This is a genomic window from Lysinibacillus sp. FW12 (assembly GCF_050817245.1).
Classification (GTDB): domain Bacteria; phylum Bacillota; class Bacilli; order Bacillales_A; family Planococcaceae; genus Lysinibacillus; species Lysinibacillus irui.
This window is the reverse complement of sequence record NZ_CP139094.1, coordinates 339,581-357,256: the sequence shown is the minus strand read 5'-3', so window position 1 is coordinate 357,256 and position 17,676 is coordinate 339,581. Positions and strand designations below refer to the sequence as shown.

The 17,676-nt window shown below is 35.0% G+C and carries 14 protein-coding genes and 1 pseudogene; 1 reads left to right on the top strand and 14 read right to left on the bottom strand.

Features of this window, described 5'->3' with window-relative positions; translation table 11 throughout:
- Positions 1 to 7: 7 nt before the first annotated feature.
- From SJW71_RS01855 to SJW71_RS01790, 14 genes are all read right to left on the bottom strand, one after another.
- Positions 8 to 1,507: a UxaA family hydrolase gene (locus tag SJW71_RS01855; RefSeq protein ID WP_274794907.1), complete on the bottom strand. Its 1,500-nt coding sequence runs from the start codon at positions 1,505 to 1,507 to the stop codon at positions 8 to 10.
- A 21-nt stretch (positions 1,508 to 1,528) separates the two neighbouring features.
- Positions 1,529 to 2,794: an MFS transporter gene (locus SJW71_RS01850; RefSeq protein WP_431811683.1), complete on the bottom strand. Its 1,266-nt coding sequence runs from the start codon at positions 2,792 to 2,794 to the stop codon at positions 1,529 to 1,531.
- 36 nt (positions 2,795 to 2,830) lie between these two features.
- The gene (locus tag SJW71_RS01845; RefSeq protein ID WP_431811682.1) at positions 2,831 to 3,664 is read right to left on the bottom strand and encodes an SDR family oxidoreductase; all 834 of its coding nucleotides are present in this window, start codon (positions 3,662 to 3,664) and stop codon (positions 2,831 to 2,833) included.
- The gene (locus SJW71_RS01840; protein WP_431811681.1) at positions 3,648 to 4,679 is read right to left on the bottom strand and encodes a zinc-binding alcohol dehydrogenase family protein; all 1,032 of its coding nucleotides are present in this window, start codon (positions 4,677 to 4,679) and stop codon (positions 3,648 to 3,650) included. The genes SJW71_RS01845 and SJW71_RS01840 overlap by 17 nt, the downstream gene beginning before the upstream one ends.
- 9 nt (positions 4,680 to 4,688) lie before the next feature.
- On the bottom strand, positions 4,689 to 5,753 hold the full coding sequence (gene uxuA / locus SJW71_RS01835) for a mannonate dehydratase (RefSeq protein WP_274794911.1): 1,065 nt from the start codon (positions 5,751 to 5,753) through the stop codon (positions 4,689 to 4,691).
- A gap of 12 nt (positions 5,754 to 5,765) precedes the next feature.
- Entirely contained in the window at positions 5,766 to 6,386 is a 621-nt protein-coding gene (locus SJW71_RS01830; protein ID WP_274794912.1) for a bifunctional 2-keto-4-hydroxyglutarate aldolase/2-keto-3-deoxy-6-phosphogluconate aldolase, read from the bottom strand.
- A gap of 12 nt (positions 6,387 to 6,398) precedes the next feature.
- Positions 6,399 to 7,352, bottom strand: coding sequence for a sugar kinase (locus tag SJW71_RS01825; protein WP_341387064.1), 954 nt, complete (start codon positions 7,350 to 7,352; stop codon positions 6,399 to 6,401).
- A 330-nt stretch (positions 7,353 to 7,682) separates the two neighbouring features.
- Positions 7,683 to 8,375 (bottom strand): stalk domain-containing protein, encoded by a 693-nt coding sequence (locus tag SJW71_RS01820; RefSeq protein WP_274794914.1) that lies wholly within the window; start codon positions 8,373 to 8,375, stop codon positions 7,683 to 7,685.
- 743 nt (positions 8,376 to 9,118) lie between these two features.
- Positions 9,119 to 10,411 carry a CitMHS family transporter gene (locus SJW71_RS01815; RefSeq protein WP_341387066.1) on the bottom strand — a complete coding sequence of 431 codons (1,293 nt, stop codon included), beginning with the start codon at positions 10,409 to 10,411 and terminating at the stop codon, positions 9,119 to 9,121.
- A 371-nt stretch (positions 10,412 to 10,782) separates the two neighbouring features.
- On the bottom strand, positions 10,783 to 11,727 hold the full coding sequence (locus SJW71_RS01810) for a tripartite tricarboxylate transporter substrate binding protein (protein ID WP_431811680.1): 945 nt from the start codon (positions 11,725 to 11,727) through the stop codon (positions 10,783 to 10,785).
- Between the two features lie 48 nt (positions 11,728 to 11,775).
- Complete coding sequence (locus SJW71_RS01805; RefSeq protein WP_274794917.1) at positions 11,776 to 12,453, bottom strand: response regulator; 678 nt, start codon at positions 12,451 to 12,453, stop codon at positions 11,776 to 11,778.
- Between the two features lie 132 nt (positions 12,454 to 12,585).
- A complete protein-coding gene (locus SJW71_RS01800; RefSeq protein ID WP_431811679.1) occupies positions 12,586 to 14,184 on the bottom strand; it encodes an ATP-binding protein in 1,599 nt (532 codons plus the stop codon).
- Positions 14,185 to 15,345: 1,161 nt separating this feature from the next.
- Complete coding sequence (locus SJW71_RS01795) at positions 15,346 to 15,492, bottom strand: hypothetical protein (RefSeq protein WP_169745643.1); 147 nt, start codon at positions 15,490 to 15,492, stop codon at positions 15,346 to 15,348.
- An 85-nt stretch (positions 15,493 to 15,577) separates the two neighbouring features.
- Positions 15,578 to 16,276, bottom strand: a complete 699-nt coding sequence (locus SJW71_RS01790; RefSeq protein ID WP_407135430.1) for a hypothetical protein — start codon at positions 16,274 to 16,276, stop codon at positions 15,578 to 15,580.
- 381 nt (positions 16,277 to 16,657) lie between these two features.
- Here SJW71_RS01790 and SJW71_RS01785 point away from each other — a divergent pair.
- Positions 16,658 to 17,169: pseudogene (locus SJW71_RS01785) on the top strand (DUF3231 family protein).
- Positions 17,170 to 17,676 lie beyond the last annotated feature (507 nt).

Sequence of the window (17,676 nt, the reverse complement as noted above, 5' to 3'; positions counted from 1 at the left end):
TTCTCTCCTACATCGTCACGCCATCTTTAAAAATGGCGATTTCTTTGAAACCATACTTCTCATTATTCGTTTGTACTTCACCTGAAGCTAACGCTAATATATACTCCATAAATCCATCGACTACTTCATCCATAGGCTTACCATCCACTAACTGCCCTGCGTTAAAGTCAATCCAATTTTTTTTGCGTTCATAAAGTGGAGTATTTGTTGAAATTTTAACTGTAGGTGTAGGTCCTCCAAACGGTGTTCCCCTACCTGTTGAGAAAAGAACAATTTGGCAGCCTGTTGCGGCAAGTGCTGTTGTTGATACAAGATCATTTCCTGGGCCATTTAGTAGATGTAGCCCCTTTGTTGACATACGGTCGCCGTAATCAAGCACCTCTTTTATTTCTTGGAATCCACCTTTTTGAATACAGCCAAGTGACTTTTCTTCCAATGTTGTTATTCCACCCGCTTTGTTTCCTGGAGAGGGATTTTCATATACAGGTTGATTATATTTCATAAAATACTGTTTAAAATCATTTACTAAATGCACAATATCCTCGAAAACAGCGGCATCTTTTGCACGTTCCATTAAAATCTGTTCAGCACCAAACATTTCTGGAACTTCCGTTAACACCGTTGATCCACCTGCTGAGATTAATTGGTCAGAGAATAGGCCAATCATCGGATTAGCTGTAATGCCAGAGAAACCATCACTACCACCACATTTCAAACCAATTTTCAGTTCTGAAATAGGTAATGCTTGTCTTTTAAATGTCGTCACATAGTCAAAGGCCTTTTCCAGCAATTGTTGACCCTCTTCCATTTCATCTGCTGACTCTTGAACATTTAAAAAGGCTACGCGTTGTTCGTCATAATGCCCGACTGTTTTCTTAAATAACTCAATATAATTGTTCTCACATCCAAGCCCTAATACAATGACCGCCCCTGCATTAGGGTGGTGAACCAAATTAGCTAAAATTTTTTGTGTATACGTTAAATCATCACCCAGTTGTGAGCAACCATATGGATGCGCGAAATGCTGTACACCATCAAAATTGTCAGCCTTTAATAATTGATTGCCTAACTTCGCCAAATTTTCAGCTACCTTGTTAATACAACCAACCGTATTAATAATCCAGATTTCATTCCGCACGCCAACCTGACCATCTGTTCTACGATAGCCCTTAAACGTGCGCTGTACATGACGAGGCTCTGCTATGGGATGTGTTTTGGGTTTAAATTCATAGCTTAATTCTCCTGATAAATTGGTTTTCATATTATGTGAATGAACCCAACTACCTAATGGGATTTCTTCTGTCGCATGACCAATTGGAAAACCATATTTTGTGATATGTGTATCTTTAGAAAGAGTTGTGATGGCAATCTTATGCCCACGTTGTACTGGTTGCTGTAACGTTATTTCTATCCCATCCAATGGAAGTAAAAAGCCTTGAGGAAGATCACTCAAGGCTATGACAATATTGTCCATCGGATGGATTTTAATAACTGACTGATTGTTCATTTGAATCCATCCTTTCTATTTCTAAGCTATTTCTTTATGAACTATTGGTGTAACAAATTTAATAACTGCTAATGAAGCGATGACTGCTAAGCCACCTGCAAGTAGGAAAGCAGCAGAGAACGTTCCTGTTTTATCTACTAGGAAACCTGTTAAAGTTGGTCCAATAATCCCCGCCGTGTTTGCAAGAAAATGCATAAATCCACCAACAGATCCAACATACTTAGATTCCACCACATCATTAATAATGGCCCAGTAAATAGCCCCTGTTAAATATAAGAAGAAAACGGAAGTGGCAACAAGCGCAACAGCACTAATTGTTGTTGTTACAATACCTGCACAGCCAATAGAGACAGCAGCTAAGAATAAGCATGTAACTAGCACGACTTTACGAGAGAATAAAACACCCTTACGCATAAAGCGTTTATAAATGAAATCTGATACAATCCCACTCAATGCTAAACCTAGGAATCCTAAAATCCATGGGATAACTGTTACGATACTCATATCTTTAACAGCCATGCCACGAGCTTCCACTAAGTAGCTTGGGAACCAAGTCAAGAAAAAGAACAGAATATAGTTATAGGCAAAAAATGAGAAGGCTGTAAATAATACTGTAGGCTGTTTTAAATAATAAGACAGGCCACGACTATGATTGATATCTTCTGCTGCAATTTCTAATTGTGCCATTGATTCTACACTGTCTTCTTTGTTCGGCTTTTCTTTTACTACTTTAAACCATACAATTGCCCAAATAAATCCAAGGATCATGATCGCAATAAATGAATACTTCCAGCCATATGCTAATGCTATATAACCAACAATTGGACCAGCGATCGCACCACCGAGTGGCGTACCACTATTGGCTAGCCCTACTACAGAGGCACGTTTATCCGCTGGGAACCAGTTATTCACCATTTTATTTATGGTTGAGGATAGTGGCCCTTCCGCCATACCAAATACAATACGAACAATAATTAATGAAGCAAACCCTACTACTAATACCATTGCTCCACTGAATAAAGACCATACAATCATTGCTACAAATAGCGTTAACTTGGCACCAAATTTATCGGAAGCTATTCCACCTAAGAAATTGAAAATGGCATACCCAACAGAGAAGCTACTAAAGATAATCCCTAATTGTGTTGACGTTAGATGAATATCTTCTTGAATAAATGGTGCTGCAATTGATAATGCTGAACGGTCTAAATAGTTAATGACACCCGCTAAAAATAGCATGACAATAACAACCGTTTTGCCATCTCCAAAAATACCTTGTTGTTTCATATCATTCACCCCTAAATTTGAAATAAATCCCCTCTGTTAAACGCCGGAGTAAGCCATAAATCCACCATCAACAGGAATCGTTACGCCAGTGACAAATGCTGAGTATGTATCATCAGCTAAAAATAATAATGTTCCTAATAAATCTTGTGGTTTTCCAAAACGCTTTTGTGGTGTAGCTGTAATAATTTTTTCTGAACGGGTTGTTAGTGATCCATCTTCAGTCAGCAATAAATTACGGTTTTGTTCAGTAATAAAAAATCCAGGTGCGATGGCATTAACTCGTAGACCTGCTTCTGCAAAATGCACAGCCATCCATTGCGTAAAGTTATTAATCGCTGCTTTTGCCGCGCTATATGCAGGCACTTTTGTCATAGGGGCATAGGAACTCATGGATGAAATATTAATAATCGTCCCCTTCGTTTTCAGCAATGCTTCTCCAAAAACTTGAGAAGCTATAAACGTACCTGTAAAATTATTCGAGAATACGCTTTCAAAACCGTTTGCCGTTAATTCAAAGAAATTGGGTGTAATTGATTCTTCTTTATATACTTCATCAGCCGTAATAGCATCTGGATGATTGCCACCCGCTCCGTTAATAAGAACATCAATTTGACCATAACGCTGTAAAATTGCTTGTCTCGATGCTATTAATGATTCTTTGTTTAAAACATCCACAGTAAAATTAATAGCTTCTCCACCATTTTCTTTAATCGATTGGACGACTGCTTCTCCTTTTTGTGCTGTACGATTTAAAATGGCAACTCGCATACCTTGCCTAGCCAATTCCCTTGCCATCTCTGAGCAAAGAACACCACTACCACCTGTTACAACGGCAACTTTATTTTGTAATGCTTCATGCACCTTTCTCACCTACTTTTAAAATAACTTTACGTACTTCATTTGGGTTTTTTTCTATATATTCAAAGGCTTCTTTTGCTTCATGTAATGAGAAAGTATGTGTAATTAAACCTTGTTGCTGTAGCATCCCAGCATCAACAAGCTTCACTACGTTTTCAAATTGGAATGTTTGTAAACGTGATCCCTTTATCGATAATTCCTTTTTCGTGATTGGTAGGGGGGCAAGCTCAATGGCTTCCTCTCCAAAGCTAAGAACTACCACTCTTCCAGCAACTGAAACAGCATCGATCGATTGCTTAAATGTTAGTGGAATACATACCGCATCAATAGATACATTGACACCTACTCCATCTGTCCATTGATTAACAGCCTCTAATAAATCTTGTTCCTTTACATTGACAACTTCATCCGCTCCAAGTTCTTTTGCGTATGAAAGCTTAGCTGGATCCAAATCAGAAATCATTACACGAGCATCCATTAATTTAGCCATCTTTAAAATACAAATGCCAATCGGTCCTGCACCTTGAATTAATAGGGTTTCACCTTTCTGTAGTTCACCACGATATACGGCTTGTGCGCCAATTGTGTAAGGTTCGATTAAGACAGCCTCTTCAAAAGGTGTGTGATCTGCTACTTTATGCAATTGCTTTTCTGCAACTACAAAACGCTCACGCATACCTCCATCTTCATGAACACCAAAAACAGAAAGCTGTTCACAGACGTTTGGTTGTCCTTTACGGCAAGCGTAGCACTCACCACAATAACGAATTGGTTCGACAACAACTTTGTCACCCACTTTTAATCCTTGCACCTCTTGGCCAACCTCTAATACACGTCCAACAACTTCATGCCCAGGTATACGAGGTAATGTCGCTAATGGATTCGAACCATGATAAATATGCATATCTGAGCCACATATTCCAACATATGCTGTTTGTACAAGCACGTCTGTTGAATTTGTTATCACTGGTTCTGCTACATCAATTAAAGCCATTTCAAAAGGTTTCATTACTTGTAGTGCTTTCATACATGTCACCTATTTCTTTAGATTTTCATAAGCATCCCAAAGACCATTTAAATACATAATGCCAAGTGCACGATCATATAAGCCGTAGCCTGGACGACATTGTTCGCCCCAAATATGACGACCATGATCTGGACGAACATAGCCTTCATAGTTTTGGTCATTTAATGTACGGACAATATTTTTAATATCGATTGAGCCATCCGATGTAAAATGCGATGTTTCAAAGAAACTACCATTTTCCTTGATTTTCACATTACGGATATGGGCAAACGGAGCACGATGTGCGTATTTTTCAGCGATTGCTACCATATCATTTTGTGGGTCTGCTCCCATTGAACCTGAGCAAAACGTAAAGCCATTCGCATTTGAATCAGATATTTTAATTAATTTTTCATAGCTTTCTGATCCTGTAATAATGCGCGGTAAGCCAAAGATTGAATACGGTGGATCATCTGGATGAATCGCCATTTGAATACCTACTTCTTCTGCAACTGGTAAAATAGCTTGTAAGAAGTAAGCTAAGTTATCCCAAAGTTTAACTTCATCAACTTCTTTGTACTGCTCAAATAATTCTGAAAGTCGAGCTAATCGTTCTGGTTCCCATCCTGGAAGGGTTAAATCCGAAGAAGCACTTACTTCATTCACCAGTTCTTGTGGATCTAAATTCATTACCTTCTCCTTGTCGAAGTAGAGAGCCGTTGAGCCATCTTCTAATGGATGGAATAAGTCTGTACGTGTCCAATCAAATACTGGCATGAAATTATAGCAAATAACTTTAACACCTACTTCACCAAGGTTCCGAATAGATTGTTTATAGTTCTCAATATATTGATCACGTGTTGGCAATCCTAGTTTAATATCTTCATGGACATTGACACTTTCTACGACATCTGTATGGAATCCAAAAGACTGAATATAATCAACTTCATCTTGAATAGCTTCTTTAGACCATACTTCCCCTGCTGGTAGGTGATGGAGTGCCCAAACAATCCCCTTTACATTAGGTATTTGCTTCACATCTTCTAGTTTCACTGTATCATTGCCACGACCATACCATCTAAAAGTCATATTCATACTTGTTACCTCCTAGTTTGATAGATTTTCCATATAAGCTTTTGCTTGAGCTACAACACCTTCATAGCCATCTGTTGCAAATGCTTTATTTAAATCACTTCCAATACCAACCGCTACCGCACCAGCATCTAACCATTTATTCATATTAGTTAAACCCACACCGCCTGTAGGCATAATTGTGATATTTGGGAGAGGGCCTTTAACAGTTTTAATAAAGCTTGGTTCATATTGATTTCCCGGGAATAATTTTATAATGTCACTACCACCTTCAAGGGCTGTCACCATCTCTGTAATAGTCATACACCCAGGTAAATACGGTATGCTATAACGATTACAAAGCTTCGCAATCGCAGCATTATAGCTAGGACTAACCACAAATTTTGCACCGTTTAATATGGCGTGACGTGCAGTCTCAACATCCAATACTGTGCCAGCTCCAATTATTGCATCACAATCGCGTAATGCTTTAAAGGTTTCTTCAACAAAAGGTGTTGTATACGTTATTTCAATTGCTCGAATGCCACCTGTAATGGCACCTTTTGAAATTTCCGTCGCTTCTTCGGGTGAACGTCCCCGAATAACAGCGACAACTTTTGCATCTGACAACGCTTTCAAAATTTCAATTTTTTGCACTCCTGACAACCCCTAACGTTCAATTAATTTTTCGTCGCCGATAAATTGTCTTAACTCTTGCAATGATGGAAGACCCTCATTATCTCCTTTAATCGTTGCTACCAATGCACCTGCGCCATTGGCTAAACGGAGACGTTCTTCGATATCATCACCATTTAAATAGCTATAGACATAGGCCGCATCAAATGCATCCCCTGCTCCAACTGTGTCAATAGCACGAATAGTAAAAGCCTCTCGATCATACTGCTCAGTGGCTGTATAAACCGTTGCACCTTGCTCACCTTTTTTTACAATAATTTCATCTATTTTATAACTCTCTTGAACGTCCTTAACTGTTCGCCCTTCAAATAAAAGTTCAAATTCATCCTGTCCTGTTAGCAGAAGATTGATAGATGGGTACACTTTTTCATAAACCTCTCTGGCATCTTCTATAGACCATAGTTTTAAACGTAAATTTGGATCAAAGGATATAGGAATACTTTTTGCCTGTGCTAAGGCAATTAATTTCAATGCAACTTGAATGTTATGTTCACATACTGCTAAATACACTCCGCTAATATGTAATAAATCCACATCATCAAGTACTGACTCATCTATACGATTTTCTGTCAACTCAAGTAGAGGTGATGGGTTACGGTAATAAAACGATTTACCTGCCCCGTCTTCCCGAATTTCTTTAAAGTAGATAGACGTTGGAATATGGGGTGTTCGTAAAACATGTGATACATCGATTCCTTCACCACGCGCAAAGTTATAAATTAACTTGCCAAATTCATCGTCTCCAATACAACTAATCCATTTTGCTTCCATATCTAAACGTGTAACACCTATTGCAAAATTTAATTCTGCACCACCAACAGCTCGCTCAAAGGAAGGAACGAAACGTAGAGGACCTGTCTTAGATGGATTAAAAACGACCATTGCATCCCCAATCGTTGCAATTCGTTTATTTCTCAATATGTTCATCCCCTTCACAAGTAAAACGTTTTAGTAAAACGTTTTACTAATATTATCATGATTTTTTTAGTGTTGCAACAATAATCCGACTATTTAGATTGTTGGAAATAAAATACTATTTACTAGGCATGCATAAAAAAAACTCGCAAAAGTTAGAAAGTAATCTAACTTTTACGAGAAAAATTCACTTTTAATAAGACGGCTTTACATCATCCACGTCTTACTCTAAATGATATTAAATACTTTTACCCGCTTATTTTGTAACTTAGCATTTAATAAATAGATACCAATACTAGGACGATGACAACATGTCATCTTCTCTGTTTATAAACGTAACGATTATTGAACAAATTTAGGATTTAATATACCTAATCCACTTCCTACAATTTCAAATTTCACTTTTGTAGCTCCCTCTAAATTAATATTTACCTTCACCTTGTCTTTTATTGAGCCACTATCGTAAATCAATTTATTATCCGCATAAATCTTCAAGGACCCTATACCTGAAGAACCAGCTACTAACTTTTTAACTGGCGCCAAATATGTTTCGAATCCTTTATAATTTCCGTTAGCTAAATATTCAACGGTATGATCTTGTACAGCTCCTCCGCCATGATAACCACCAAGCTGATAGGATTGTTCAAACTTCTCTCCTGTACTAATAACGACAGTGCTTGGATTGTGGAAGAAGTGGTCTTCCTCACTTCCAATAGGCTTTACATCTTTTAAAGAGATAAATTTTGGAACATCACCAATATAAACTGATTTAGTTTTCCCATCCCATGTCACCTTTTCTCCTAAAGACTCAGCAACAAAGCGCATTGGAACATATGTAGTGCCTTGATAGATAAATCCAGATTGACCTTCAGGGGGTACTTTTTCAACTTTATCTACATAATAACTAATCTTATCCTGAACTACTTCGATCTTTTTCGTAATGCTAGCCGCTTCAGATGTTGAGAAGTACGTAAAAGTCAAACCTCCTAATAGAAAAAACCCTAAATAACTTGTTATAATCAATAGCTTTTTCATAAAAACACTCCTTTGTATAAGTTATACATAACTATTTCTTAATTAGTTGAAAACCCACCCACATTATCTTAAAAATATAAACACCTTTTGATTACTTGGCTTACTATATTAAACGTTTTACTATTTTAAAAGGTTACATCTTTATATAAAAAATAATAAATTATGGAAATTAATCTAATAAAAAAATCATTTCACTACTAAGAAAAATAGAGGTAAATGATTTTATTTTCTACTAAGCTACAATCGGTATAGATTAATTTTGGATAGTCCCAAAACCTCTAACCACCCTAAAACTAGTTAAGGAGCCCTTTATTATATTCAATCCATTTTTCCATTTCTCTTTCAACTGCTCTATTTTGCCACTCAAACCAAATACCTGAACATTCGCTACAATGGCTGTCTACCCCAATTTTGTTATGCATATCTTTACAGGTAAATATAGTTTTTTTTCGACAGCTAAAACAATAGATTTCTTTCTCTTTATAAAATTCCATAACTAGTTCCTTTCAATTTTTTTATATTTATATCCGGTTCTAAAATTATCTATTCAAACCTAATGCAATAATCTTAAATGGGTGGGGATGACGCTTGATTGTACATATTAAAGCGTAATAAAAACGCTCAGATTATACTCTGGGCGTTTTTAGATTGAAATGTTTAATTATGTTGATTATCCAAATAAAAACAGATTGATTTGCCGATTCTGTTTTTATGGATAAGAGATATTGCGTAACGATAATTCATTAAAGAGGAAAAATTCCTAATACTACACAAACAATAATCATGACAATTGTAGAGCCGAATGCCCACTTTAAGAAGATACGTTGTAATGTGCCGAAATCTTCTCCAACCATACCGACTAATAAATAAGTAGATGGAACAAGTGGACTTAAAAGGTGGACTGGCATCCCCAAAAGGGAAGCCCTACCGATTAAGGCTGGATCAATGCCATATACTGCTCCTGCCTTAGCAAGTAGCGGCAGTACTCCATAGTAAAAGGCATCATTTGACATAAAGAATGTAAATGGTGCACTAAGGATCGCTGTAACAACAGCAAAATGTGAACCCATAGCATCTGGAATATAATCAATAACTGAGTTTGCCATCGCATCTACCATTGATGTACCTGAAAGAATTCCTGTAAAAATCCCTGCTGCAAAAACCATTGAAACAACAGATAATGCATTGTCAGCATAATTCGCAATACGTTCCTTTTGATCTTTTAATTTTGGATAGTTTACAGTAATCGCAATCGCAAAACCAAGCATGAATAATGTAACCGGTGGTAATAACTCCATAATTAATGCTACTAAAAGGACGATTGTTAGAGCATAATTAAAGACAATTAATTTTGGACGTTTTAAATGGTCATCTTCTACTGTTGCAGCAAGCTGAGCTGTAGCTTCAAAATCATATTCTATAACGCCAATTCGCTTTCTTTCTTCTCTTCCGAACATAAATGCCATAAACAGAACAAAGATAGCGCCGCCAATCATTGCAGGAATTACGGGTGTAAAAACCTCTGACATTTCAAGATTCAAAGCTGTCATAACCCTTGCCGTTGGTCCCCCCCAAGGTAGAAGATTCATTACACCTGAAGCTGAAACGGCAATACCAGCTAATACAATTGGTCGCATGCCAATTCTTTTATAAAGCGGCAGAAATGCAGAAATAGTAATCATGTATGTTGTCGTACCATCACCATCTAAAGAAATCAAAAGAGCTAAAACTGCTGTTCCAATGGCAATTTTTACAGGATCACCTTTTACTAACCTTAGAATTGTTTTAATGATTGGATCAAATACACCAGCATCAATCAAAATACCAAAGAATAGAATTGCAAATAAAATCATAATCCCTGTTGGAGCGACACTTTTAATTCCATCCAACATCATCGGACCCATTTCACTTCCGAATCCACCTATAACTGCAAACGTAATTGGAACTACAATTAATGCAATCATTGCTGTAAGACGACCCGTCATAATCAAAATCATAAATACTAATATCATTAAAAAGCCTAAAATTGCTAGCATAATTCTCCCCCCAATTGCTCTACTAAATTATTTACCAATTCGATAAATAACTAATTTTTCGAATATTTACCCTATAATAAAATAATTTCGATCAAATGTAATCGTTTACAAATTAATGTTTATTAATTTCTTTTTATCTATTTCGTACATTTTGTTCACGGTAAATTTAAGATTTACGCCACCTAATGTCTTCCCTAACACAAAACAAAAAAGGCTAACCTAGGACTATGCATGATCTCTCTACCACATGTATGAAATGGTAGAAATACAAAAACATAGGTCTCATAAGTCAACCTTGTAAGTCATATCTGAATATAATAAAGAAGAAAAAACCATTAATTTTCCATTAAAATATTAAAGAGTAGCTCTTCTTAATAAATTTCTAATAATTTCTCATATTTCTTATTTTCCTCATCAAGAAATTTTGAGGTTTCACTACTGTTCATATAAAAATCTTCCCACATATATTTCTTTAAAGTTTGTTTCCATTCTTCAGTTCTTACCATTTTTGCAAATGTCATCTCCCAAAATTCGATTTCCCTTTTTGACATATTAGGCGGTCCCATAATGCCGCGCCAATGTTTAAAAACTAAATCAATTCCTTCTTCTGTCCATGTAGGAATTTCGGGAAGCTCCTTTAATCGTTTCTCTGATGAAATGACGAGCAGTTGCACCTGATTCAAATCATAATATTTTTTAGCCTCGGATAAAGTCATCGTTGCAACATCTATTTGCTTTTTTAATAATGCATCCACTACTTGATTGCTATTTTCATATACAAAAAAATCTAGTTTTTCAGGTTCTACTTTTGCCTGTTTACTCGCTAATACAAAAGAAATCTGATCATCATTGCCTAATCTCGGGGAGACACCTATTTTATATGCTTGAGGTGTTTCTTTCAGCTTCTCCATTAAATTTTTTGCACTTTTTATTTCTGAATCCTTTGAAACAATGACAACATCCCATTCAGTAGCTAGGGTGGCAATCGGTGTAAAATCTTTATAAGTTAACTTACTTTGTCCCAATAAATGATTGGTAATGAGTAGGCTTGAATTCATTGCCAGCACATGATCTTTTTGCTGCTTTGTATATTTCCATCCTAGCTCTCCACCAGCACCTATTTTATTCAGTACATGAATGTCTTCGTCAACCAAATTGTTATTCACTAAAATGTCCCGTATAGCTCTTGCTGTTTTGTCCCAACCTCCACCTATAGAGCTTGGAGCAATGATTGTTACTGTATCTGTTATAGCTTCTTGCCCCTCATCTTGTGAACAACCACAGCAAAGTATGACAATAAGCGTGAAAATACTCATTATTTTTCTCATTGTTCATTCCTTGTCCATATTATTGATCGAACCTTGTTATCCTTTATAGTAATATTTCCTCTCAGGCCTACCGACGACTCCATATTCATGTTTTGCCGTACAAACATCAATTGAAACGAGAAACTCTAAATACCTTCTTGCAGTGGTACGTGATGCTCCAATTTGTTCACCCATTTCCTCAATGGAAATACCGCCTTTTAGTTCTTTCATTACTTTTTTCACTTTGTCCAAAGTATGACGATCTACACCTGAAGGTAAATCTTTTTGATTGACGGAGGTTTGATTAGCAACCCCAAAATATCGATCAATCAATACTTGGTTCACCTCATCACTATGGCTTAGTAGTCTTTTCTTCTTTTTATATTCTTCAACTGCTTCAACAAACTTCTCCAAGGTCACTGGCTTCAATAAATAATTACTAACACCATATCTCACAGCCGCTTCAAGCATTATTTTTTCTGTTGCAGCAGTCACCATAATAATATCAATTGAAGGATAATTTTCTCGAATCTTTGATAACAAATTTGTTCCAAGATCATCAGGCATATAGATATCTAAAAAAAGCAAATCAACTTCGTAATTCTCTAGTATTTCCATTGTTTCCTTTGCATTCAGTGCCTTCTGAACGACCTTTACATCTGGTACCTTTTGCAAAAACTGTTCTTGTACTTGTGCAATTCGAAAATCATCTTCCGCTATGACAACCTTAATCATTTTTCTCCTCTCCTTCTTTTATCTCGCTTTGCTGGTATATAAACACCAACCCGTTTAACGTCTTAGATGGGAGTAAACCCTTAATTTCAACATCAGTGGAGCTCTAGAAAATTTCACTGAGTAGGTTTCATTTTATCCCTTAATTTTTTTCGGAAGGAATACCGTGAAAATGGCCCCTCCTTCTTTGTCATTATTTACTTCTACTGTTCCACCTAAAGAATCTACAATTTGTTTAACATTAAATAAGCCGTACCCTCTGTTTTTACCTTTAGATGAGCTGTGTAAATCAAATATAGAATCTAATACGTCTTCAGCAATCCCCTTTCCGTTATCTGCTACTTCAATAATGATATCATTCCCAATTCCTGTAATTGAAAAGATCACCTTTCGCTCTTCTTGGTTGGCTACTGCATCAAAAGCATTATCAATAAGGTTTCCAATGATTGTAACGATATCAGTGATTCCTATATGACTTGGTAAGAGGTCTACATAACTATCGGGATCAATTTCAAAAGTAATTTTCTTTTCCGATGCTTTACCTAGTTTCCCTAATAGTATAGCTTGAACATTTATATCATGAATTTGATTAAAAAGTATACGGTTCTGTTGCTGATGATTAGTTGACTCCTTTTGTATAAATTCAAATGCATCTTGGTATCTCTCTAATTGAATTAACCCTGATAATAAGTAAAGTTTATTAGCGTACTCATGAGTTTGGGCACGAAGTCCCTCTGAATATTCGCGAACCTCCGTGATCGTATCAATAAGCTTTTTCAGCTCTGTTTTATCTCGGAAACTAGAAACTACACCCACAATCTGTTCATTTTCAATGATTGGAATAAAGTTAAAAATAAATACTTTCTCATTTATTATTATCTCTACATTATGAATTGGCTTACCCTTCTGCAGGACATAGTCGATATTAATGGATGGTAATACAAATTTAATATGTTGGCCAATCGAGGAATCATCAATAAGGTTCAACATTGACCTTGCAGAATGATTAATTAAAGTTAAGAATCCATTATGATCTATTGCTATGATCCCTTCCTTGACCGATAACAAAATGGCGCTTCTTTCCCTATATAATGACGAGATTTCATGCGGTTCCAGGCCCATAGTATCTTTTCTAATACTTTTGGTTAAAAAAATACCACCAATGATTCCTAAAATTAAAACAATTAAAGATGCAATGAGAATAGACTTAACACGCTTGTAAATATTTTGATAGATGTCTTTTTCCGCGTATTCAACTGCTACGGTTCCAATTACACGAGTGTACTCTCCATTGTCTGCAATGATAGGAACCTTCCCTATTAAAACAGAATCACTCTCGCGTTCCACTTCAAAATTATTAGAGCCACCAAATATTAATCCATGATTATTTGTATGGTCAAAACTCTTCTTACCGACCTGACTTGGGTTTCTATGCGAATAAATAATCTTCTCTCGATCTTCAATAATAATATTTTCCGCATTTACCTGATCTATTACCTGATCAGCAATTGGACGAAAACTTAGCTCTAAATCGCTTTTCCCAATAGATTCTTTAAGTTCCGGCATGAGAGAAATAGTCATAGCCGATTGCAATGCTAATTGTTTTACTTGCGTCCTAGCATCAACATATTGCAAGTAAGCAAATACGCTTGCAAGAAGACATACAATAAAAAGGATCAGGGTGCTAATTAGTCCCAATATTTTTGTTTGTAATGGAATCTTATTTTTCTTCAATGTATTTTTTCCTTTTCGACTAGTGTACTTCATTTATTACTGTTAATTTTCACCTCACTATAGTTAAAAATATGCCACTCCAATTATTTAAAAAGCGAAAACTTTTTTCATGTCGTTGCTAGGAAATATAAAGACAAAGCTATGTAATCTGACTGCTTTTTTGAATAGGAAGAATCTATAAAAACTTACTAAATATCATAAGAAAGGCTAGTTTGAATCAAACTTAATTTCTTGATTATACTATAGTTCAAAGGAATAGTTGAATAGCCTTCAACCAAATCAGTTGAAGGCTTTATATACCATTAAATGACAGAGGACTTTTGAGAGGAAAACATAAATTATAATTATTGCAGAAGTTTTTAATCTTTATAAAAAACCTTGGTACAGTAACAACTACTCTGCTTTATTTGTCCATTAAACCTTGGATTACTCACTGTTAAGTTAAAAAAAGGTCTTATACTTTCAAACGCTAAAAGACGCATTTTTAAATTCTTTTTATTGGATAAGATATCCACATAAGTGTTGCAAAAAAGTTGTATACTTAGGAATTAATAAAAATCCTCAATATAGGACATAAAGCTCCTTTATTGTGGGTTTTGCTTTTAATTTTCATTATCATTGGAAGGAAAGTGTGTTTCTCGATTATTTATAATAATTGTGTATGGCTCGATCCTTTTAATTTTATAGTTGATTTGTTGCCCAACAATTGCACACGATTGTTGAATATAAAAATACACGAAAATTAGATTGTCATCATCTATGTTGGGGAAAATCCATATTTGTGTATCATTAACGCTTCTTTACTTCCTGTTGTTAAACATACCTACAGTCTTGTTGCTATTGTAAAGATCTAACATTTCTTTTGATGTATGACACTTAGAAAATCTCCCTTCATATTGAAACTCATCTACATCCAAAGAACTCTCAGTTCAAGTCTGATTCTGTAACAGCAGGGGCTAGAACCTTTTGCCTGCATTTTTGAACCTTTACTTTTTAACTCCTAAGCTAGAAGTCAAATATGGTTTTTTTCAAATTAATAAACCTGATTTTTTAGTAGAGTATATTCCGTGTATACAAAACGATGGATTTATGTACAAATTTCTAATGAGAAAAAAATACCTTACTCCTTTTAGGAATAAGGCAAAAAAATTTCAATGTTTTTTATTTGTTTTTAAGTTCATTTTTTATATCTTTTAATAACTCAATTATCTCTGAATTTTTATCATTCATTTTTTCTATTTTTTTTTCTATTGTGCTACTCGTGAAAAAAATAATTAATAATATTGCTATTAAAACTATAATGTCCATAATTTATCTCCCTTACGGCTAATTCATATTAAATATAAAAAGACAAAACCTAAATAATTGATTTTGTCTTTTAATATTTAAAAAATTATTGCCATTCTAGTCTAGCATAAATACTTGAGTTTGTTGCATATACTGCAAGATCTCTTGTAACTGTGTACAAACCTGTTTTATGAGAAGCCTTGAATTTCCAAGCAGTTCTAGCTGGTTTTGAACTAGTTGCCGTTGGATTAGTAGCTTTTTGATCCAATGTTAACCAATCGTATAAAACCATATCAACATATAGGTCTCTAGGATCTGTTATTGTAGTTTGTCCACCCTGTACACGAGTTACTGTTGTTTTATATGAAATAGTCCATATTAAATCATTGTATTTTACTGTAACAGTACATGTATTATATCCAGAACCTGAAGAACAACTGTTGCTCACAGGTACTTCAGAATACCCATATGGTGTAATTAAATTTTCTTCTTCCATTTGTAAAGCAATTCTCGAACCGTCATCAAAAACTATGATATTTGTTTCGCCATCTGGTAGTAAAACAAGCTCATGTTCTTTTTCTTTAATTTTTTCAGGGTTTTGTGAATCTAATAGCTCCCCATTTAATACTTTTTGAATTAGCTTTTCTCCTGTTACTTCATCAATACCTAGTGATATGTAATTTTCTCTCAATTTTTCAATCTCTGTGTCGTTTAAAACTACTTCACTTGCATTAGATGTACCGACATTCAATAGAAAAATAAACGCAAAAGAAAAAATTACTGAAAAAAACCTTTTAGTATTCATTTTCCATTTCCTCCTCTATTTGGTTTACGATATTAGTGTAACATAATAAACGCAAAAGTATATGCATTGCAAGTAAATTGGTAATTAACTACCAATATAACCGAAATATTATTATTTAAATATATGTTCCGGTCTAAAAGTATTGATTTAATTCTGGGAAAATAGACTGATAAACAGTGTTTTTATATGCGCTTATTGTTCAGCAGCAATGCATCAATAGTTTGTTTTGAACTCTAATTAATCTAAAAGGCACTTTCCACGTTTCCAGGAAAGCGCCCTATTATTGAAATACTATTACATGATGTCCTCAAAATGTTCAGTAACATAATTTTTTAATTAAACCTTTTTAAATTTTAACCATACTATCCTTACATTGTAATTATGGGTATTATGGGTGGAAATCCAAAAGATGAACCATTGCATTATGGTGAAGTATTTAGTGTTTGGTCGGGTTTAGTTGTGAACAACTATGGTATAATTTCTGGCTATCAAACATTTTACAATCATGCTGGAGATGAAGACCTTAAGAAAATTATTGAAGATATTATTGAACTTTGTAGAGATGAGTAAAACAATTAGAAAAAATTCTAAAAACTAATGGTATTGCTCTACCTCCTGCTTCACCCGAACGACCTGTTGCAAGGATGGAAGATATTCCTCCTGGAGCAAAATTTAATGATCCTGAAATAAGTGCTGCACTTACAGCCGACCTTGCTACAGGATTAGTTGCATGCAGTCAAGGAATGGGAACATCTACTCGAGAAGATATTGCACTAATGTATAGTCAATTTCATACAGCAAAAGCTCAAATCGGTGCAAAACTACTTCGTCTAAATAAAAATAAAGGTTGGTTAGTTCCACCACCATTACATGTAGATTATCCAGAAAAATAATATTTTTACCTGACAAACCGTCTCCCCAGTATCAAACTGGGGTTTTTGTTATCAATAAAATGTACAAGAACCATTAATCTGTACAAATTATTTTTGAATGTACCCAACGTACTTAAATACATACTTATTAAGACGAAAAGGAAAACAATGATTCTACATCTTTTTCTTTGCATATATTAGTGTTACTTCTTATTTAGAGAAATGCGCCCGATTGTGGAAGAGGACAAATCTCTCCTGTAGGAGGATATATAGGGGATATTCAAATCATCTATATATTAAAAGAAAAAATGTATCAAGTAAAATCAATTAAATTTATACCTCATGAGTGTTCTCGAAACTTTACTGACTATTCTACTGATTTGCTAAGTTAATGGAGGTAAAACCTTCCAAATATTGGTTTGATAACATAATATAAATGAAAATGATTTTATTCCACAATCTGGCCCGTTTGAAGAATAACAAAAATGAGATTTTAATTATTGGCTAGAATATAAAAGAAAATCTCAA